Consider the following 19,424-nt stretch of genomic DNA (forward strand, 5'->3'; position numbering starts at 1 on the left):
AATGAGGAGTTCGAAGCCGAACGTCTGGCGGTTACACGCTCACGCCGATGTGAGACGTCGGCTACCAGCGCAGCAGCCGCGGTCCCAGGATTGCGCCCGCGAGCGTGCACAGCACGATCGTGCCGCCATACCAGAGTGCGACAAAGGGCAGCGAGTCGTCGGTGCAGTGGAGCGCATAGCCGATCGCACTCACACCACCTGCGACAAGGCCGCTGAACGCGCCTGTGCGCACCAGGTTGGTCGGAGCCGCCTGTCGCACCGCCCAGATAACGACCGCAAACGGAACGATGGCAATGACCGGAATGGAAATGAGGCATTCAAGCCAGTCTTTCCCCATCACCATCTCGTCCCAGTGCGAGCTCGGCGCCTGTCCAAGGCGGATGCCGGCGAGCAGCAGGATTGCCACAAACGGTAGGGCGGCGAGGCCAGCAGAGACTCTTCGCTCGCCTCCTGGACGGGCAAGCCGCGTCAAATAGACGGACGCCGCGCCTACCGTTCCGATCGCGAACGCGAGCTTCAGGAACAGGAAAATCGCGGCGCGAGGCGTCGTCAGGTCGCTACGGACGCCCAGCGCGAAGAACGCGATCCCGATCGCAACGACGATTGCGACCGCAAGCGCGATGCCCACGTTCCGATCGACCAGCCGCCGATTGACCGGCTCGACGTTCGTGCTGAGTGCGGCGATCAGTTCGTCGGTCTTCATGTTTGCGCTCTCTGAGCGATCAACGTCGCCAAGGCCCTCAATCCACGATGAATATTGACCTTCACGCTCGATTCCGAGATGCGGCACCGCCGTGCGGCTTCCGCTACGCTCAGGCCGTCGACCTTCACGGCCTCGATCGCGCATGCCATCTTCTCGGGCAGCAGCTTCAGCAGACGCTGGAGGTCAAGGCTGCTCTCCACGCTGAGGTGATCGTCGCGCGCCGTGACTTCACTGGCTTCGTCGATCGGCACATCGGCCATAAACGCCCGGTTCCGGCGGAGGAAATCGATCAGCTTGTAGCGCGCAATCGCGTGTAGCCAAGGTGTCAACGGCTCTCCTGGACCGTATGTGTGTCGCTGGGTGTGAATGGCCAAGACGGCCTCCTGAACCAGATCCTCCGCCTCCGTTGCGCCTCGACCGATCTGCGCGAGCTTGCCTTTGTAGTAGGCGCGCAAATGCCGACTCAGCCGCCCAAGCAGCATGCGATGCGCGGCCGCGTCACCGTCCTGACTGGCAAGCATGAGCGCCTTCAGCTCCATTTCCGCGGTCATGCTCGCCATCTACACCTAAGTTCGATCGCGCGATCGTTTCGGTTACAGGCCGACTATCAAATTCTTGCAGATAAAATTCCGCGTTTACACCTTCGTACCCAGAGAAGGGGCGGCTACGCCGATTTCCGCTGCGGGCTTGGCCGCGGCTTCTTCGCGGCCGTTTCCTTTGATCGGCATCTCCCTCTGCCTGCCTTCCGCGGGTTCTTGGCCGGGTTGGCGTTCGCCGGCGCAGCTTTCCGGCCGCCGCTCCACGTGAACCGCGTCACCTCGGCACGGCCACATACTTGTCCGGCGCCAGCCACAGGCCGGCGTCAAGCGGCGGCTTGATGTCGAACATCTCCGCGCCATTCCGGAAGTGGAAGACCCTGCGGACGCGGTAGGTCGACGGGTTCTGCGCGGCCGCCTCGTACTGATTGCGCGACAGCCAGAACCGCGTGCGGGCGTGCCCGTTGGTGGTCTTGATCTCGAGCAGCCGCTCCTCGCCGTTGCTCGGTTCGAAGGATCTGATGTCGTAGCCCCGATGGTCCTCGCCGCGATCGGCGGGCCAGTCCATCTCCTTGGCCAGGTCACGCCGGCCGGCCTGACACAGCCGGTCGAACTCGAACTTGAACACCATCTCCTCGCCCGCGCGTCCCAGGAAGCGGTTGAGCTCGTCCCTGGCCGCCGGGTCGTACTTGCCGACCAGGCGCCGCAGCGCCGGCTGAAGATCCTGCGGGTCCGAATTCAAAAACGCCGGCGGCGGCACCAGGGCCGGCCCTCCCGCCGAGGTGAAGCGCGGCTTCACCGATACCGCATCGATCAGGAGATTCGGATGCAGCCCCAATTGGGCCTCGACAGCCTCCACCAGGGAGTCCTGATAATTGTGGGCCGGCAGCAGGCCCGGGATCCAGGCGATCCCTAGCTCCTCCAAGACGGCCGACACGTTGCGAAGCTTCCACTCGATCGACTTCTCGGAGCGCCCCACTTCCGGCGCCAGGCGCCGGTACAGGTGGGCCTTGTTGATCTTGTCGCCGGCGCGCTCCCGCTCGAGCATCTGGAAGTAGCTCGCGACCACGATGGCGACCTGCTCAGCCGTCCAGTCGGTCCCCTTGGCTCCTGGCGCTACGCCCTCGGCGTCCACTGATCGCTTCCCCCTGCTCCCGCCGGGAATCCTACCAGGCAGCAGCCGATCCTCAAAATTCCGCAAATCGGGCACGTCCCGGCGAACGGCTCAGGCTCATCGCCTGCGCATCCGTTGACGCATGATGTGAATCGCCGGCTGGACTCGAAAAATCACTCTTCGAAACTGCAACAAAATAAGGGGTCTGTAGAAGCGATCGCGGGCTTTCTTTTGATGAAAGCCAGACCAAGGAAGATCGCGCTGCGCGCCACACGGGCGCGTGCTAGATTCCGCCCCCAGGTTTCTACGGTTCCCCAGGGATTCGATGTTTCAGGACACCAGCAGCCTGGCCGCGATGGCCGAGGCCTTGAGCCAGTCGCCGGACTACCGCGTACTGCGGCGCCTGGTGGCGCGCCTTCCGTTCACGCCGTCTTCGGACCAGGAGACTAAAACGGCGGTCATCCTGGACACCGAAACGACCGGCCTCGACGCGCAGCGGAACGAGATCATCGAATTGGGGATGGTGAAATTTGACTATACTCCCAACGGCAACATCGTCGGCGTGCGGGACACATTCTCGGCCTTCAACGAACCGATCGATCCAATCCCCGCCGACATCACCGACTTGACCGGCATCAGCGATGAGTTAGTCGCCGGTCACCGCATCGACGCCGTAGCGGTGGAGAAATTCGTCGATGACGCGGTCTTAATTATCGCGCATCACAGCCAATTCGACCGCGGGTTTGCCGAGCGATACTGGCCAGTGTTCGCGCAGAAGGCATGGGCCTGCAGCGCGACCGAAATCGAGTGGCGCAAGTACGGCTTCGAGGGCGCCAAACTGGGCTATCTGCTGCACGGTGCCGGCTATTTCCACCAAGCCCATCGCGCCGTCGACGATTGCAACGCCTTGCTCGAAATCCTAGCGTTCGAGCTGCCTACCATCGGCCGCCCAGCGCTCGCCCTGCTGCTGGAGAACGCGCGGAAGAGAACGGTTCGCGTGTGGGCGGAGCAATCGCCGTTCGAGCTCAAAAATCGCCTCAAAACCCGCGGCTATCGATGGAGCGACGGCAGCGACGGAAGACCCAGGAGTTGGTTCGTCGACGTCTGCGAAGCCGCCCTCGACGACGAAATCGCGTTTCTGAAAACGGAGATCTACCTGCGCGACGTCGAGCCGCGAACGCAGACGCTGACCGCTTTCACGCGGTTCTCGGCAAGGGTTTGAGGACAGGATGCGATACATCGAGATCGAACAGATCGGCAGTCCGATCCGCCGCCGCCGAGATCAACGCGAGACGCTGATCGGGCTCAAGCTAAATAAAATCGGACGGGTAGCGTGGCCAGCCGACACGCCGGCGACCCGGGGCATGATCCACAAGGTCCGGCACCTCGTGAAGATCACCCACGATCCGGCAGCGCCGAGAGTTTCCGCAGGTGTGCCCGTTCCAGACGAGGCCGCGGACGTCCAGCTGCTGCACGATCTGATCTGCGACGGCGCAGGCATCGTGCTTGAGCCCTACGACAATGCCGCCCTCAACGCCGGCAAGACACCCGACTTCAAGCTGACGAAGGATGGCGAATTCGTCGGTTACTGCGAGGTCAAATCCTTGTTCGACTTCGAAGCCCTTGGGGATCCGCCCGAAGGCGAAATGGCTGTCCGCAGGAACGTCCCCTTCTATCGGAAGCTGGGGCAACGCGTCATCGGCGCAGCGAAGCAACTGGACGCGGGAAATCCAGAGCACGACAAACCGAACGTCATCGTGTTCGTGAGCCACACGCCCGAGATCGAGCGGCGCGATCTGATCGCGACAATCGCGGGCCTACCCGTTCCAGGCCGCCCGCCGCTCTTCATGCTGGGCAAAAAAATGCAGGGCCAGGTTTGCGACGCTGCGCGCACGATCGACCTCTTCCTCTGGATCGACGCGTCCGCCGGGACCTGCCAACACCTCACGGCTCCGGACGCCAAACATCGTGCCACCGCGCTCGAGATATTCGGGCTGCCCGCCTAGATCAGCGCTTCCGCCCGTTCACACGGCCGCCTCGATCGAGGTATTCCCTTGCGATCTTCTCGAGAAGCAGCGACGCGGTGGTCTGCTGCGCGGCCGCAGCTACCTTGATGTCTCGGATCACGTCGGCGTCCATGACAGCCAGGAATTGCTTCCGGTTCTCGGCATTCGGCGGGAGCGGCCGTCCGGTCTTTTTCTTCGCTTTGTCTTCGGTCATCTACTGCTTTCCGCCGTCGCCTCGCTACAAAGTCGACTACCAATAGCGCTCCCGTCCGGATTCACCACAACATATCAACATAGATATATATCTATAATAACTATGTTGCCATTCGTGATGAGACCTGCCATTAGTGTCGAGCGTATTGGAACAAAACAAGAACAAGTATCGAGCGTCACATGTCCCGTTTTGCGTTCGCCTCTCTCGCCGGGTCCCATGCCTTCGCATCCGCCAAGTGCGTTCGATCCATTCCCTCCGTCGGCGGCCTCGTCAAGGACGCGCTCATTCAGGCTACGCTCGCCACCGACGTAACGGCAATCGACTACGTCGGAACGACGACAGTCTGCGACCAAGCCGTGGCGTTGGACGCTATCGTCCTCGACCGTGCCGACGGCCGCTTCCACCTCGACGTCGTCGCCGCGCGCCCGTTGCGGACGATCGAGCAGGAAGGCCTTTTCCTCATCGGGCTCGAAGATCTCGGTCTGCGGTCGCTTGTGCTGACGTCGGCACGCATCATGGAGCAGCCGCGCTTCGCGAATGCGCGCGCCGTCTGGCGCTGCCGCAACCACCCCGTCTCCTTCGACTTACGCTGCCGGGTCCTCGGTCACCTCGAAGACGTCGGCCCCACGAAACTGGGACGGTTGCTCAAGACCGTTGGAGCCGAGCCCGATGGCGGCGCGGCCATCTTCGCGCTGGCATGCGCGGACCGGCTCTGCATCGATCTGGATGAGCACACGCTCGGGCCCGATACCCTGGTCATCGCGAGGCGCCGATGATCCGTTCCAACCAAACGGAGCCCGACGACAACCCGCCCGCTCCGGAGGAAGCCTCCGAGGAGCGCGCGGCGATGTCTTCCTTCCGCCGTCCGTCGGCACCCCTTGCCCTGTTTCGCGCCGTGTTCGAGACCACGCTCGATGACGCGCAGCGCGCCCTCATCGAGAACTCGGTAAATCTCGCGATCATCGTCACCGTGCCGAGCGCGGCATGGGTGAAACCCGCACAGAAGTTCTGCGCGTCGCTGAGCCGCTCGTCGTGGGTCTGCATCGCGAGGGACGGGACCGACCGCTCCCGTCACAAATCCTCGCTCGGCAACGACGAGGTCGCGTCGGCGCTTGGCAGGGGCTGCTGCACGGTGGGCATCGCACCGTCCATTGATATCCTGCCGGCTGCACTGATCACCGCTGCGGACCATTACATCTCCCTCAGCGGCGTGAACGGCAAGGCGCTCTCACGCGCGATAAAACTCTTCACCGGCGACTGCTCAAAGGTGGCCGACGACGATCTGTGCGCGGGGCTGGATTTCGACGAGATCGCCACCGCCTTCCGTCCTGGCTCGGACGCCGACGCGATCGTCCAGCGGCTGACCAGGGCGCGCAACCGAGGCCCCTTCGCCACGGTGGCCGAACGTCTGCCCGATCTCGACTCCGCGCACGAACTCGGACCTCTGCGGACGTATGGTCTCGAGCTCAAACGGGATCTGGAAGCATACCGCGCCTCGGGGCTTCCATGGGCTGACGTCGGGCGCGCTATCCTGTGCCATAGCGAGCCCGGCTGCGGGAAGACCTACGGAATCAAGCTGGTAATGGATGCGTGCTCGGTGCCGATGCTGCCGATGTCGATCTCCGAACTTTTCACGAAGAGCGCGTTCCTGGATGAGGTGATCCGAGGAATCCGCGAGGTCTATTCGAGGGCTGCCGCGATGAGCGCGATCAACGACGGTTCGGGCGGTCCTCCCCGCCCGGTCTGCGTCCTCTGGGACGAGGTTGACGCTTTGCCCAATCGTGCAACTTTAGGTAGCAGAGGGGCCGACTATTGGCGGCCTGTAATCACTGAGTTCATGCTCGCGGTGGATACGGCTCTCGCCGGCCCCCGTCGGACCACCAGCGGACCGGGAGGCGGCGCGATCATCCTGGCGGCCGCGACAAACTACCTCGCCGGCGTCGACGCCGCGCTGCGCCGCCCGGGGCGCTTCGAGCGCATCGTCGAGCTCGGCCGACAGGACCGTGCCGGCGCCGCCAACGTCCTGCGCCACCATTTGCGCGGGTCGCTCGGTGAAGCGGACATCGAAGCCGCCGCCCGCATCGCGGAACGGCTCACCTCGGCCGAGATCGCGGGGCACGTTCAGACCGCGCGGCGCAGCGCGCGCCAGGCCAATCGGGCTCTGCACGTCGACGATCTCGTCGCCGCCATCCTGCCCGCGAGTCCGACGACGCTCGAGAAGCTGTTCCGCATCTGCATCCATGAGAGCGGTCACGCAATCGGTAGCCTGGCCTTGGGGTACGGGACGCTGCTGTCCCTCTCCGCGGCCGAACGCGGCATCTCGCTCGGGCGCACGGACATCGATCCTCCCGACGAGTTCACGCGCGTGACCATCGAGGATCACGTGACCGTGGACCTCTGCGGCCGCGCCGCCGAACGTATCTTCCTGTCCGCGGAGGGCGTGGGATCCGGAGGCGAGCAAGGCGACGTCGCAACCGCCACGCGCTTGATCGCCGGCCTCCACGCGAGTGCCGGCCTCGGCGACAGCATCGCCTACCTCGCAAGCTGGGAGAACGCACTGCAGGCGGTCCGGGCGGACCGCGGCATTCGCCGCGCCGTCGAGCGCGACCTACGGCGCCTCGAGAGCCGCGCGCTCGACATCATGCGCGCCAACCGACACGCCCTTCTCGAACTCGCCGAGCTGCTGATGGAGCAGCGCCACGTCGACGGCGACGAGGCGCGCAGGATCTTCGCCGCGAGCGGCACGGCCGCCGATCGCATCCTCTTCCTCGGAGAACGGAGGCCCCATGCTGGCCGTTACCATTGATGAAGTTCCGGACGGCGACGAGACGCGCCGGCGTCGGTTGGTGGCCATGCGCATCGAAAGCGTCTCGGCTCCGTACTCGATTTGCGAGGTCGATGTGTGCGCCATCGAGGACGACGGAGGCCTGGCCGTCACCTCCTGCGTGGTCGAGATACGCGGCCGCGGCGACATCTGGTCCGTCGTCGAGAGCGCGTGCCGCGCGATCGCGGCCGCTGAGCGCGATTGCGGGTGAGTCTTCCGAGCAAGGATTCGGAAATGCACGCCATCGAATTTCGAATCCTTGAAATAACCTTGTTGTTTCAATGCCTTGCGATGATTTTCCTTGTCAAACCCATCGACTCAGCGGCGCGGGTTGCGTAGGATTGGAAGGAAAGGGAACCAGTGGAAAGGAGTTGGCAGCCCCGCCCAAAAGCAGAAAGGACGTCCGTTAGTGGCGGACGCCCTTTCCAGAGTGGAACCGGAAACACCATGGGTCGCGAAACCCACGGGGCCGAGCCCAACCAACAGACCGACTCTATCTCGAGGTATCGAGATGACAAGCGGCCGGCGCTCAAAATCTCTCCTGTTCCGCGGTATCAATGCACTCCCGACGTCGGAGCGATCACTCCGGCGAACGGGGGCGCGTGGCTCGATGGCGGGCCGCATGTCATGGCGAAGCGCTCCGTTCCCATCAACGCCAATGCGGCCAAGGGCCCGTCGTCTGTCGCGGAACGGGTCACCGTTGGTGCCCGCACCACGCTCCCCCCGACGTTACCTGAGCAGGATCGCGCCGTCCCACCCTCTGATCGCTTCACGTTGACGCCCGCGATCAGAGCATGGATCAAGAAGGAAATCCTCGCCTGGGACGCGGAAGCGTTTTCATGGGAATTGGTATGCGAGCTCGTTCGGAAAAAATTCCGCAAACCTTATCCGGACCTGAAGATCAACCGGCAGACGCTTTGGAAGCACAAGGCCCTCCGGGAGGCCTTCGACGCCACGAAAGTCCGCTACCGCAACGCGCGCCAGAGCAAAGAAGACGAACGGAAATCCCAAGCGGGGAAGCCGCGCAAGTCACGCCGTTCCTCCGGCATGGAGGAATATTTCGAGGAGCAGATCAAATCTCGCGACAACCGCATCGCTTTGCTCGAATACGAAAACAAGAGCCTCAAACAGCAGTTCATCCGCTGGCAGCGAAACGCCTTTGCGGCGGGGATGACGATCACGCAGCTCGACGAGAAGCTCACCGACATCGATCGCGGCCAAGAGGACGAGTAAGCTCGGTTCCGGCCGGCATTCTCCAAACTGTGGACTGACGTTGCGTTAAACTTGACGGCAGCGCTTCCCGCAGATTCCTTGGAACATCAATCCCATAAAACGGGTCGGCCGCGGCGGCTGCGCTGCGGTCCGACGAGGGGCAGGAGTATAATGTATGAGCGGGCCGGTTACGTTTCCTCACCAGCACCCCGATTCCGTGTTGAGTCACAGCTACATAGCGCCCGGTTACATACATACCGGGATTCTTGACGTCTAGCAATTACGCTTCGTGACGCCCGACCCGACATCGTTCTGTCCGCAACGCAGCCCGCTTTTCTGGTATACCGCCAGCTTCCCCCTGACCCGGCGGTTTGAGCAGAAATGTCCCCCCTCACCTTTTCGCATACCGTGACCGAGCGCTTCCTGCGCTACGTCACCATCGACACCCAGTCCGATCCGGAATCGGCGGCCTCGCCTTCGACCGAGAAGCAGAAGGATCTCGGCCGCGTGCTCGCCGCCGAGCTCAAAGCCATGGGCGTTGCGGACGCGCATCTCGACGAGTTCGGCTATGTCTATGCAACGATCCCGGCCAACACACCTAAGAAGGTGCCGGTGATCTGTTTCTGCTCGCACATGGACACCTCGCCCGACGTCACCGGCAAGGACGTCAAGCCGCAGGTGGTGAAGAACTATCGCGGCGGCGACATCGTGCTGCCCGGCGACACCAGCCAAGTGATCCGCTTCGCCGAGCACCCTGCGCTGAAGAACCAGATCGGCAACGACATCATCACGACCGACGGCACCACGTTGTTAGGCGCCGACAACAAGGCCGGCGTCGCCGAGATCATGGATGCCGCGCATTTTTTCATCAATAATCCGGATGTGAAGCACGGCACCATCAAGATCCTGTTCACGCCAGATGAAGAGATCGGCCGCGGCGTCGACAATGTCGATTTGAAGAAGCTCGGCGCCGATTTCGGCTACACCATGGACGGCGAGAGCGCCGGCTGCGTCGAGGACGAGACTTTCTCGGCCGATGGGGCCACCATCACTATCAACGGCGTCAGCGCCCATCCCGGCTATGCCAAGGGCAAGATGGAGCACGCGATCAAGATCGCCGCCGCCATCGTCGAGCGCCTGCCCAAGGAAGGCTGCTCGCCGGAGACGACCTCAGGCAAGCAGGGCTTTCTGCACCCGGTCGGCATCGAGGGCGCGCTGGAACAGGCGACGCTCTCCTTCATCGTCCGCGACTTCAACGAGGATGGGCTGAAGGAGAAGGAGGTCCTGCTCGAGAACATCGTCAAGGACGTGATGAAGGACTATCCGCGCTCGACCTACAAATTCGAGGTGCGCGAGCAGTATCGCAACATGAAGCAGGTGATCGACCGTCACCCCCACGTCCTCGAATACGCCATCGAAGCGATCCGCCGCGCCGGTTTGCGCCCGATGCGCACCGCGATCCGCGGCGGCACCGACGGCTCGCGCCTGTCCTTCATGGGCCTGCCCTGCCCCAACATCTTCGCCGGCGAGCACGCGTTTCATTCGCGGCTCGAATGGGTCAGCCGGCAGGATATGGAGAAGGCGGTGCAGACCATCGTGCATCTCGCGATGATCTGGGAAGAACGGGCCTAGCGCCTCTTATCGTTGTGCATGCGGAAATGGCCGGGCTTTATCCCCGGCCATTTGCTTTGGGATCAGGGCACCGGCATCGCGCGCGGGTTGCGATGGAACCGGTTGGCACTCGCCATCCACTTCGGCAGCGGTTCTCCGTCACGATGTCGCCCGCCGGCGACCGCTGCGGCCCAGGCCACTGCGGCCCCGATCAGGGTCGCGGCCGCAACCGAGAACGCAACGATAATCGAGTTGCGCCGCGCGCGGTTGATGGCTGTCCTGGCATCCGCGATCGAAGCATCGACCCGTCGTTCGGCGTCCGGCGCTGCGAGACCCGTCAGCGCGGCCACCTGCTGCACGAGATAGTTTCGATCATCGGTGCTGACACCGCTGTGGCTCGATGACGTCATCAGGATGCGTCCTGCTTCGGCGCGGGGTTCCCGCAGATCGGTGTTGGGCGGGCGCCGCGGCGCGCGGAACAGCTTGTCAAGCTCATAGCTCAACAGCGGTTCGGCGGCCGAAGTGTTGCTGGCCGAGCTGCGCGTCGGCGAACGGTCGATCGCAGCTGCACCGAGCAGCGCGAGCAGCGCGGCGCCGAGAAGCACCGCGAGAGCCCACGACGTCAGGCCATGCAGCCCGTCCCGCCGCTCGCGATCATCCTCGATCGTTGCAAGTGCCGGCGCCGGTCGCGCGGTCCGGCCGGCGATGTAACCGCCGAACCCAAAACTGACGATCGCCTGGATGATTAGATACAGGCCGGACAGCAACGCAAGCGCCGCTGAGGCATCCCGCCACGTCGGCGAGGCCGAGCTGACACCCAGGCCGACCGCGACGCCAAAGCCGATCAGGATGAACGACATTGCGCTGGCGGCGAGAGAGCCTGCAAGTACCGAGCTCCATTGGATGGTCCGGCGTTCGTCGGCTGTAGCCACGCCGCCCTCCATGACGTCTTCCCGTACGAGAGTTTCAATAGCCATTGCCGTTCTCTCAGCGCAGGCCGAAGAACGACAGGATCGCCATGATCACGACGATCAAGCCGATGAGATAAATCAGTCCGTCCATGGTCCCTTCCTCCTCAGATACCTCTGCTCGGTAATCACAAGGAATGAGGAACGTTCCAAATTTGGCATCTGCCATGGAACGCATCGGCGAGATGCGGATTGTCTGCCCGAGTCCCAAGGATGAAGATTGTGAGCACATGAGGCCCCAGCCGGTCAGTCCCGGGCTGGGGCCTTTGCGCTTAGGGCCGCCTCCCAAGTCTTGCTGTCATATGTTAACCACGCCGAGGGCGGATGATGAAATGTGTCGGCCGGAACCTTCCGGATCGGGAGCGCCGCGTGGACCGCAGAACAGCGTGACTGCATCAGGCAAATGCATTCCGGAAAAAGGCCATTCCCGTTTCCACCATCACGGTCGAGCCGCGACTTTCTTTGCGATCTGCTGGCCACCGAACGATCTCGTCGCGGCAACGGAGCGCTCCGCGCTGGTTAATGCCTGATTGCGGGAGCTCCTTTTGCACAAGGTACGCAAACGAATGGCCAAGTCGTGATGCCCGGCCGGTTTGCAGGTTCCGCTCCGCCGTGCGACAATGGGGCATGTTCGTGAAACCGTTCGCCAACGCTGTGGTGATGCTGCTGGTCGCGGCCGGGCTCGTGCTCGCGCCGCTGGCGACGCCTGCATCCGCCATGCCGGTATCCGGTGCTGTTGGCAGCATGCCCGCAATGTCAGACGACACGCAAGGCATGTCCGAAGACATGCCCTGCTGCCCGGATCAGACCAAGAGCAAGGCCTGCGATTCCTGTCCGTTCGTCGCATTGTGCATGCTGAGCCTGTCGCTCTCCGCTCCGTTCGGAGCGAGCACTTTGATCGAGCGGCAGCCACAGAGGAGCGCGCTCGCGCCGCGCAATGACCGCCTGCGCGACGGGCTCGCCGCCAAGCCACCCGACCATCCTCCTCGAACCCGGGCCTGATTGGGCGCTGACGCGCCTGATGATCGTGCGCGCCGACATCGGCGCGCGCGATTGCCTGCCGCTTGGCTGCATCCCGGCTCGCCGCGTGCAGCTCCGGCGGCTCCATCAGACCCATCGAGGAACTATAAATCATGACGACGCCCAAGCTCGCGCGCACCGCTCTGGCCGCGCTGATCGGTGCTGTGCTCACGGGGAGCGCTCACGCCGAGATCAAGAACTACGAATTCCAACTGGTTCAACCGACCATCAAGACCGGGGCCGATCGCATCGTAACCGTGCGGCTGGTCGACAAGACCAGCGGCAAGGCGATACCCGATGCGGTGATCTTCGCCACTCGGCTCGACATGGCGCCTGACGGCATGCAGGAGATGGTCACTAAGCTCACGCCGCTGCCGGGCACCGAACCCGGGACCTATCGCTTCAAGGCCAATTTCAGCATGGCCGGACGTTGGCAGCTCTCGCTGGGCGCCAAGGTGCAGGGCGAGACCGGCACGGTCGAAAACAAGCTCATCGTCACGGCCGAGAAATGACCCGGCTCGCCGTTACTGGCCGTGCCGCTGCGATTTTCGCGGCGGCCGCTGTCGCGCTGATTGGCGGCCGCGCCATGCAGCCTCATTCGGAGTCAAGCTCGCTGACTTTCGCCGCGCATGCGGCGGACACGGGCGCACCGATCTATTTCCGGGATCCGGACGGCAGGCCGTTCTACTCGCTCACCCCGAAGAAGACGGCCGACGGCCGCGGCTATCGTGCCGTGCGGGCGAACGAGGACATCAGCTTCGACGAGCCCGACGAATCGCCCAGGGTTGTAACTGCTGACGCCAAGGGCGATCGCAAGATCAAATACTACCGCAACCCGATGGGCCTGCCGGACACCTCGCCAGTGCCGAAGAAGGACTCGATGGGGATGGATTACATTCCCGTCTACGAAGGCGAGGACAGCGACGACGGTTCGGTGAAGCTGTCGCCCGGCAAGATTCAGCGCACGGGCGCCAAGTCCGAGCCGGTCGTGAGGCGGCCCGTCACGACCCTGATCCGCGCGCCAGGGACCGTCCAGGAGGACGAGCGACGCGTTTCGGTGGTCGCGCTGCGCTTCGAGGGTTTCGTCGAGAGCGTCGCCAACGTCACGACCGGCGATCACGTTCACAAGGGGCAACCGCTGCTGAACGTGTACAGCCCGGCGCTGTCGAGCGCCGCCGCGGAATATCTCTCCGCGATCAACGCCGGCGCCACCGGCAAGGAGCTGAAGGGTGCGCGGCGGCGGCTGGAGAATCTCGCCACGCCGGAGCCCGCCGTCAAGGAGCTCGAACGCACCCGGGAAATCTCACTCTCGATTCCGTGGCTCGCGCCGCAGGACGGCGAGATCCTCGAGCGCAACGTCGTGCCCGGCATGCGCGCGGGGCCCGGGGACGTGCTGTTCAGGATCGCCGACCACCGCCTGCTCTGGGTGCTCATCGATGTGGCGGAGCGCGATCTGCCGCAGGTCGCCGTCGGCACGAAGGTGACCATCCGGCCGCGGGCGCTCGCCGGCCAGAGCTTCGCCGGGACGGTGGCGCTGATCTATCCCCATCTCAACGCCGCGACGCGCACCGCGCGAATCCGGATCGAGGTGCCCAATCCCGACGAAGTGCTGCGGCCCGAGATGTATGTCGATGCCGAGATCGAGGCCGGCACGCCGGGACCGGTGCTGGCGGTGGCGGAGAGCGCCGTGCTCGACAGCGGAAGCCGCCAGGCCGTCCTGGTCGACAAGGGGGAGGGCCGCTTCGAGCCGCGTGAAGTGAAGCTCGGCCGTCGCGGCGGCGGACTCGTCGAAGTTACCCAGGGCGTGTCGGAGGGCGAGGCCGTCGTCACCTCGGCCAATTTCCTGATCGACGCCGAGAGCAACCTGAAGGCCGCGCTGAAGGGGTTTGCCGCGCCCGAGGGTGCGCAACCCGCCCCAGCGGCAGGCACGATGGGAGCGCGCCCATGATCGCCCGCGTGATCGCCTGGTCGGCGCGCAACCTGCTGCTGGTGCTGTTCGGCACCGGCTTCGCGGCTGCCGCCGGACTCTACGCGCTCGTCCATCTGCCGCTGGACGCCATTCCAGACCTCTCCGACACGCAGGTCATCGTCTATACCGAGTATTCGGGGCAGGCGCCGCAGGTGATCGAGGACCAGGTCACTTATCCATTGGCCACCGCCATGCTCACGGTGCCGAAATCCAAGGTCGTACGCGGCTTCTCCTTCTTCGGTGTTTCCTTCGTCTACGTGATCTTCGAGGACGGCACCGACATCTACTGGGCCCGCTCGCGGGTCCTCGAATTCCTCAACGCCGCCACCTCACGGCTGCCGGCAGGAGTGACGCCGACCATCGGTCCGGACGCAACCGGCGTCGGCTGGGTCTACCAGTACGCCGTGATGTCCAAGGAACTGAACCTCGCGGACACGCGCACCATCCAGGACTGGAATCTCAAATTCGCGCTCGCCAAGGCCGAGGGCGTCGCGGAGGTTGCGAGCGTCGGCGGCTTCGTCAAGCAGTACAACGTCGTCCTCGACGCGCAGCGGATGCGCGATCTCGGCATCACGATGCAGAAGATCCGGGACGCGATCCGTGCCAGCAATACCGACGTCGGCGGGCGTACCGTCGAGCTGTCGGAGTTCGAGTACGTCATCCGCGGAAAGGGTTACCTGAAGAGTATCGACGATCTCGGCAACATCGTCCTCAAGACCGACAAGGGCACGCCGGTGCTGCTACGGGACGTCTCCAGGGTCGAACTGGGACCGGACGAGCGGCGCGGCATCACCGAACTCAACGGCGAGGGGGAAGTCGCCAGTGGCATCGTCCTCCAGCGCTTCGGCATGAACGCGCTCGACGTCATCGAGAACGTCAAGAAGCGCTTCAGGGAGATCGCAACCAGCCTGCCCAAATCAGTCGAGATCGTGCCGGTCTATGACCGGTCGAACCTGATCTATGCCGCCATCGACACGCTCAAGCACACGCTGGTCGAAGAAAGCGCCGTCGTCGCGCTGGTTTGCATCGTGTTCCTGCTGCACGTCCGCAGCGCGCTCGTCGCGATCCTGATGCTTCCCGTGGGCGTTCTGATGGCCTTTGGTGCCATGAAGCTGCTCGGAATTGGCTCCAACATCATGAGTCTCGGCGGCATTGCGATCGCAATCGGTGCCATGGTCGATGCCGCCATCGTCATGATCGAGAACGCCCACAAGCACCTGGAGCGCGCCGAGCCCGGCCGCTCGCGGATCGCGATCCTGATCGATTCCGCCTCCGAGGTCGGGCCGGCGCTGTTCTTCAGCCTGCTCATCATCACCGTGTCGTTCATGCCGATCTTCACGCTGGAATCGCAAGAGGGACGGCTGTTCAGCCCGCTCGCCTTCACCAAGACCTTTGCGATGGCCGCGGCGGCGCTGCTCTCGGTGACATTGGTCCCGGCGCTGATGGTGATCTTCGTCCGCGGGCGGATCGTTCCGGAGCACAGGAATCCGATCAACCGCTTCCTGATCTGGATCTACCGACCGGTCATCAAGGGCGTGCTGCGCGCAAAGACATTGGTTATTCTGCTCGCGCTCGCCGTGCTCACGGTGACGATTTGGCCGGCGCGCCAGCTCGGAACCGAATTCATGCCGAATCTCAACGAGGGCACGCTGCTCTACATGCCGACGACGCTGCCCGGCATCTCGGTCACCAAGGCGGCCGAACTGATGCAGACGCAGGATCGCATCATCAAGTCGTTTCCGGAAGTGGCGTCCGTCTACGGCAAGGCGGGGCGCGCGTCCACGTCGACCGACCCGGCGCCGACCGAGATGTTCGAGACCGTGGTCAACCTGAAGCCGAAGGGACAGTGGCGGCCAGGCCTCACCATCGACGGGCTGATCGCCGAAATGGACAAGGCGCTGCAATTCCCAGGCGTGTCGAACGCGTGGACCATGCCTGTTAAGGCGCGCATCGACATGCTCTCGACCGGCATCCGGACGCCCGTCGGCGTCAAGGTCATCGGCACCGAGCTCGTCGAGATCGACAAGCTCGCGAACCAGATTGAGCAGGTGCTGCGGGCGGTGCCGGGGACTTCGTCCGCCTACGCTGAGCGGAGCATCGGCGGCTACTATCTGGAAATCGCGCCCGATCGCTCGGCGCTGGCGCGTTACGGGATCATGGTCCAGGACGTCCAGGACACCATCGCGACCGCACTCGGCGGTCAGGCGATCACGACCACCGTCGAGGGCCGGCAGCGCTTCACGGTCAATATGCGCTATCCCCGCGACCTTCGGGACAATCCGAAGAAGATCGCAAGCGACATCCTCGTTCCCATGCCGGCCGGCGGCGCCGTCCCGCTCGCGGAAGTCGCGACCGTCCAACTCGCGCGCGGCCCGACATCGATCCGGACGGAGAACGCACAGCTCGCCACTTACATCTACGTCGACATCCGCGACCGCGATCTCGGCGGCTACGTCGCGGAGGCGCAGCGCGTCGTCCAGGCCAGCATCCAGTTTCCGCCCGGCTACTACGTGGTTTGGAGCGGCCAGTACGAATATCTCGAGCGGGCCATGGCCCGTCTGAAAATCGTCGTGCCGGCCACGCTCCTCATCATCTTCCTGTTGCTGTACCTCAATTTCCGGTCGGTCATGGACACAATGATCGTGATGCTGTCGCTGCCATTCGCGCTGGTCGGCGGGCTCTGGCTGATGTGGTGGCTCGGGTTCAACCTCTCCGTCGCCGTGGCCGTGGGCTTCATCGCGCTCGCCGGCGTAGCCGCCGAGACCGGCGTGGTGATGCTGATCTACCTCAATCAAGCGCTTGCGGAGATCAAGGAGCGCCGCGCCGCCGAGGGTTGGACATTGAGCCGGATAGACCTTCGCGAGGCCATCATGGAGGGCGCCGTCGAGCGCGTCCGCCCGAAGATGATGACGGTGGTCGCGATCATGGCCGGCCTGCTGCCGATCATGTGGAGCACCGGCACCGGCTCGGAGATCATGCAGCGCATAGCTGTGCCCATGATCGGCGGCATGATCTCCTCGACCCTGCTGACGTTGATCGTGATCCCCGCGATCTTCGGCATCGTGAAGGGCTTCCATTTGCCTTCTGCGGGCAAACCAGAACCTCCGGGAAAATCGAAGGCGACCGTTGCAAAGTCGCGAATCCAGGAGCCAGCCGAATGAGGTGAGCCATGATGCAGGACACGATGTCGGGAATGATGGGCGGCATGGGGCTGATCGCGGTTCTGGTCATCGTCGTGCTCGCGCTCGGGGCGGCAGCGCTGATCAAGTATCTCTTCTTCTCAAATCGGGGAGATTGAACATGGATCGCCTTCTCTTCGTGGCATTCGCGGCCGTCCTTGTCTCGTCGCCGGCCGGCGCGCAGCAGGACAGCGTGGCTCGGGGCGAACGCGATTTTCGCGTCTGTGCGGCATGTCACTCGCTCGAGCCCGACCGCAACATGACGGGGCCAAGTCTTGCAAATCTCTGGGGGAGGAAGGCCGCAAGCTTGCCGAGTTTCGAGCGCTACTCCGACGCGCTCAAAGCCTCCGGGATCATTTGGGATGACCGCTCGCTGGACGCCTGGTTAACCGATCCTGCGCGCATGGTGCCTGATAACGAGATGCCGTTCGAGGGTATCAAGGACTCACGCGTTCGCGCGGATCTGTTGGCGTTCCTTAAAGAGTCCACCAGGCCGGGGGCCGCGCCGGAGCGAACGGCCGAAAACCGCATGAATGGGAGTGGCATGATGGGAGGGATGATGGGTAGCGGCCGCGCCCCCAATCTGAAGAAGCTGAATCCCGCGCAGCGCGTCACCGGCATTACCCACTGTCGGGACACCTATCGGGTGACAACGGCCGACGGCAAGACGCGCCCCTTCTGGGAACGCAATCTGCGGCTGAAAACAGATTCCAGCGAAGACGGGCCGCAGAGCGGCGCGCCTGCTATCGTATCGGCCGGCATGATGGGTGACCGGGCGGACGTGATTTTCGCCGCGCCGAACGAAATCTCCAAAGCGATAGAAGATCACTGCTGAGTTCGTGGCTGGTCGCCATCTGGCCGCCACCAAGGTTTTGTTATTAGGCCGGAGCAACCTTCAGCTCCATGCGGGAGTGCCGTACCACGACAACCGCTCCCTGAAGCGCGAGGCCGGCCATGATTGCGGCCACGATGATATCGGGCCAGCCCGCACCGGTCCCGAACACGCCGAGGGCGGCCGACAACACGGCGATATTTCCGAGCACGTCATTGCGGGTGCATATCCAAGCGGAGCGCATATTGGAGTCGCCCTTGCGATGGGCCCACAGCAGCCCGAAGGAGGCGACGTTCGCGGCAAGCGCCGCGACGCCAACCATCCCCATGGTGAAAGCGTTCGGCAGCGTGCCATGGGCTGCGTGCCAGACCACCGTGCCGACGACCCACAGGCCAAAGGCACCCATCGTCAGCGCCTTTGCGAGCGCTGCGGCGGCACGATAGCGCAGCGCCATGCCGACCACCAGAAGGCTGATGGCGTAGTTCGCGGCGTCTCCAAGAAAATCGAGCGCGTCAGCCTGGAGCGACGCCGATCCCGCAGCAAGGCCCGCGCCGATCTCGGCCAGGAACATGACGGCATTGATGGCGAGCACAGCCCAAAGCACGCGACGATACGCCTTGTTGTCGCGATGGCGATCGAAATTGAGCGGCGGCGGTGAGCAGCATGCATCAGCCATGCTCACAGTATAGAGCGGTTGCACGCGCCGGACAATCACGGGGCCCGCTCCGCGAGATCAAGTTCCCCATACGTAACATTGTTGCGGGTCGACACTGTTCCCATCGCTGTGGTAGGCCAGCCTGATCGACAAGATGAGTAAATTCGTGATCTTGAACCGCCGGCCCCTCAGACTCAGGCACACGCGCAATTGGCGTGGGCTCGTGGCTGTGTTTGTCACGGTCATGTACCTGCTGTCCGGCGCCCTTCACGGCACTCATGACATCGATGTGACCAGCCCGTCCGGCGGCTCGGAAATCGCTTCGATTCTCGATGGCTCCGCAGGCCACGGCGACCACAAGGTGATCGGCGGACACCATTGCCATGGCTGCTTCTCGGTGACGGTGGCGCAGCCGGCGCTGTCCGCCGCATCGGTCGCGCTCGTGTCTGCATCGCGCCCGCAGCGTGGACCCCGGCTCGCCGGAATTACTCCCGATACCGACTCGCCGCCTCCCAAACACATTGCCTGAACGGATTGGTCGGGCGCCCCGCGCCCATTAGGTTCATCCTTCACAGGTCGGC

20 protein-coding genes and 1 pseudogene are annotated in these 19,424 nt (G+C 63.9%); 14 read left to right on the forward strand and 7 right to left on the reverse strand.

Annotation, left to right across the window (positions count from 1 at the left end):
• Positions 1-61 precede the first annotated feature (61 nt).
• The 3 genes from IVA98_RS31670 to IVA98_RS37375 all read right to left on the reverse strand — a co-directional run bounded on the left by IVA98_RS31670 (position 62) and on the right by IVA98_RS37375 (position 2,374).
• Positions 62-703, reverse strand: coding sequence for an NrsF family protein (locus IVA98_RS31670; RefSeq protein ID WP_247356277.1), 642 nt, complete (start codon positions 701-703; stop codon positions 62-64).
• Positions 700-1,254 carry a sigma-70 family RNA polymerase sigma factor gene (locus IVA98_RS31675; RefSeq protein WP_247356285.1) on the reverse strand — a complete coding sequence of 185 codons (555 nt, stop codon included), beginning with the start codon at positions 1,252-1,254 and terminating at the stop codon, positions 700-702. Before IVA98_RS31675 ends, IVA98_RS31670 begins: the two co-directional genes overlap by 4 nt.
• A 262-nt stretch (positions 1,255-1,516) precedes the next feature.
• Positions 1,517-2,374: a protein NO VEIN domain-containing protein gene (locus IVA98_RS37375; protein WP_247356287.1), complete on the reverse strand. Its 858-nt coding sequence runs from the start codon at positions 2,372-2,374 to the stop codon at positions 1,517-1,519.
• A 304-nt stretch (positions 2,375-2,678) separates the two neighbouring features.
• On the opposite strand from IVA98_RS37375, the gene IVA98_RS31685 reads away from it, so the two are divergent.
• Both IVA98_RS31685 and rpmD read left to right on the forward strand, forming a co-directional pair.
• Positions 2,679-3,575: a 3'-5' exonuclease gene (locus IVA98_RS31685; protein ID WP_247356289.1), complete on the forward strand. Its 897-nt coding sequence runs from the start codon at positions 2,679-2,681 to the stop codon at positions 3,573-3,575.
• A 7-nt stretch (positions 3,576-3,582) separates the two neighbouring features.
• Positions 3,583-3,759: pseudogene (gene rpmD / locus IVA98_RS31690) on the forward strand (50S ribosomal protein L30); the annotation flags it as partial.
• 601 nt (positions 3,760-4,360) lie between these two features.
• Here the strand turns inward: rpmD and IVA98_RS31695 are convergent.
• Positions 4,361-4,573, reverse strand: coding sequence for a hypothetical protein (locus tag IVA98_RS31695; RefSeq protein WP_247356297.1), 213 nt, complete (start codon positions 4,571-4,573; stop codon positions 4,361-4,363).
• A 179-nt stretch (positions 4,574-4,752) separates the two neighbouring features.
• Here IVA98_RS31695 and IVA98_RS31700 point away from each other — a divergent pair, with 179 nt between their 5' ends.
• From IVA98_RS31700 to pepT, 5 genes are all read left to right on the forward strand, one after another.
• The gene (locus tag IVA98_RS31700) at positions 4,753-5,349 is read left to right on the forward strand and encodes a hypothetical protein (RefSeq protein WP_247356299.1); all 597 of its coding nucleotides are present in this window, start codon (positions 4,753-4,755) and stop codon (positions 5,347-5,349) included.
• A complete protein-coding gene (locus IVA98_RS31705) occupies positions 5,346-7,379 on the forward strand; it encodes an AAA family ATPase (RefSeq protein WP_247356301.1) in 2,034 nt (677 codons plus the stop codon). Before IVA98_RS31700 ends, IVA98_RS31705 begins: the two co-directional genes overlap by 4 nt.
• On the forward strand, positions 7,360-7,608 hold the full coding sequence (locus IVA98_RS31710) for a hypothetical protein (protein ID WP_247356303.1): 249 nt from the start codon (positions 7,360-7,362) through the stop codon (positions 7,606-7,608). Before IVA98_RS31705 ends, IVA98_RS31710 begins: the two co-directional genes overlap by 20 nt.
• Before the next feature lie 236 nt (positions 7,609-7,844).
• Positions 7,845-8,630 (forward strand): hypothetical protein, encoded by a 786-nt coding sequence (locus IVA98_RS31715; RefSeq protein ID WP_247356305.1) that lies wholly within the window; start codon positions 7,845-7,847, stop codon positions 8,628-8,630.
• Positions 8,631-8,990: 360 nt separating this feature from the next.
• Positions 8,991-10,241 (forward strand): peptidase T, encoded by a 1,251-nt coding sequence (pepT, locus tag IVA98_RS31720; protein ID WP_247294674.1) that lies wholly within the window; start codon positions 8,991-8,993, stop codon positions 10,239-10,241.
• 62 nt (positions 10,242-10,303) lie between these two features.
• Here the strand turns inward: pepT and IVA98_RS31725 are convergent, their stop codons facing one another.
• Together IVA98_RS31725 and IVA98_RS31730 are read right to left on the reverse strand one after the other, a co-directional pair.
• The gene (locus IVA98_RS31725) at positions 10,304-11,197 is read right to left on the reverse strand and encodes a hypothetical protein (protein ID WP_247294671.1); all 894 of its coding nucleotides are present in this window, start codon (positions 11,195-11,197) and stop codon (positions 10,304-10,306) included.
• Between the two features lie 10 nt (positions 11,198-11,207).
• Positions 11,208-11,357, reverse strand: a complete 150-nt coding sequence (locus tag IVA98_RS31730; protein WP_247294668.1) for a hypothetical protein — start codon at positions 11,355-11,357, stop codon at positions 11,208-11,210.
• Positions 11,358-11,815: 458 nt separating this feature from the next.
• On the opposite strand from IVA98_RS31730, the gene IVA98_RS31735 reads away from it, so the two are divergent.
• From IVA98_RS31735 to IVA98_RS31755, 6 genes are all read left to right on the forward strand, one after another.
• A complete protein-coding gene (locus tag IVA98_RS31735) occupies positions 11,816-12,190 on the forward strand; it encodes a hypothetical protein (protein WP_247294665.1) in 375 nt (124 codons plus the stop codon).
• 131 nt (positions 12,191-12,321) lie between these two features.
• Positions 12,322-12,720, forward strand: a complete 399-nt coding sequence (locus tag IVA98_RS31740) for a FixH family protein (protein WP_247356307.1) — start codon at positions 12,322-12,324, stop codon at positions 12,718-12,720.
• On the forward strand, positions 12,717-14,156 hold the full coding sequence (locus tag IVA98_RS31745) for an efflux RND transporter periplasmic adaptor subunit (protein WP_247356309.1): 1,440 nt from the start codon (positions 12,717-12,719) through the stop codon (positions 14,154-14,156). The genes IVA98_RS31740 and IVA98_RS31745 overlap by 4 nt, the downstream gene beginning before the upstream one ends.
• The gene (locus tag IVA98_RS31750) at positions 14,153-17,338 is read left to right on the forward strand and encodes an efflux RND transporter permease subunit (RefSeq protein ID WP_247356311.1); all 3,186 of its coding nucleotides are present in this window, start codon (positions 14,153-14,155) and stop codon (positions 17,336-17,338) included. Before IVA98_RS31745 ends, IVA98_RS31750 begins: the two co-directional genes overlap by 4 nt.
• Positions 17,339-17,346: 8 nt before the next feature.
• Positions 17,347-17,475, forward strand: coding sequence for a hypothetical protein (locus tag IVA98_RS37045; RefSeq protein WP_256466527.1), 129 nt, complete (start codon positions 17,347-17,349; stop codon positions 17,473-17,475).
• 2 nt (positions 17,476-17,477) lie between these two features.
• Positions 17,478-18,191, forward strand: coding sequence for a c-type cytochrome (locus IVA98_RS31755; protein ID WP_247294655.1), 714 nt, complete (start codon positions 17,478-17,480; stop codon positions 18,189-18,191).
• Between the two features lie 43 nt (positions 18,192-18,234).
• On the opposite strand, the gene IVA98_RS31760 is transcribed toward IVA98_RS31755, so the two are convergent.
• Entirely contained in the window at positions 18,235-18,864 is a 630-nt protein-coding gene (locus IVA98_RS31760) for a cation efflux transmembrane domain-containing protein (protein ID WP_247294834.1), read from the reverse strand.
• A 145-nt stretch (positions 18,865-19,009) separates the two neighbouring features.
• Here IVA98_RS31760 and IVA98_RS31765 point away from each other — a divergent pair, with 145 nt between their 5' ends.
• Entirely contained in the window at positions 19,010-19,372 is a 363-nt protein-coding gene (locus tag IVA98_RS31765; protein WP_524536440.1) for a hypothetical protein, read from the forward strand.
• Positions 19,373-19,424: the final 52 nt, after the last annotated feature.

The organism is Bradyrhizobium sp. 160 (assembly GCF_023073735.1).
GTDB lineage: Bacteria > Pseudomonadota > Alphaproteobacteria > Rhizobiales > Xanthobacteraceae > Bradyrhizobium.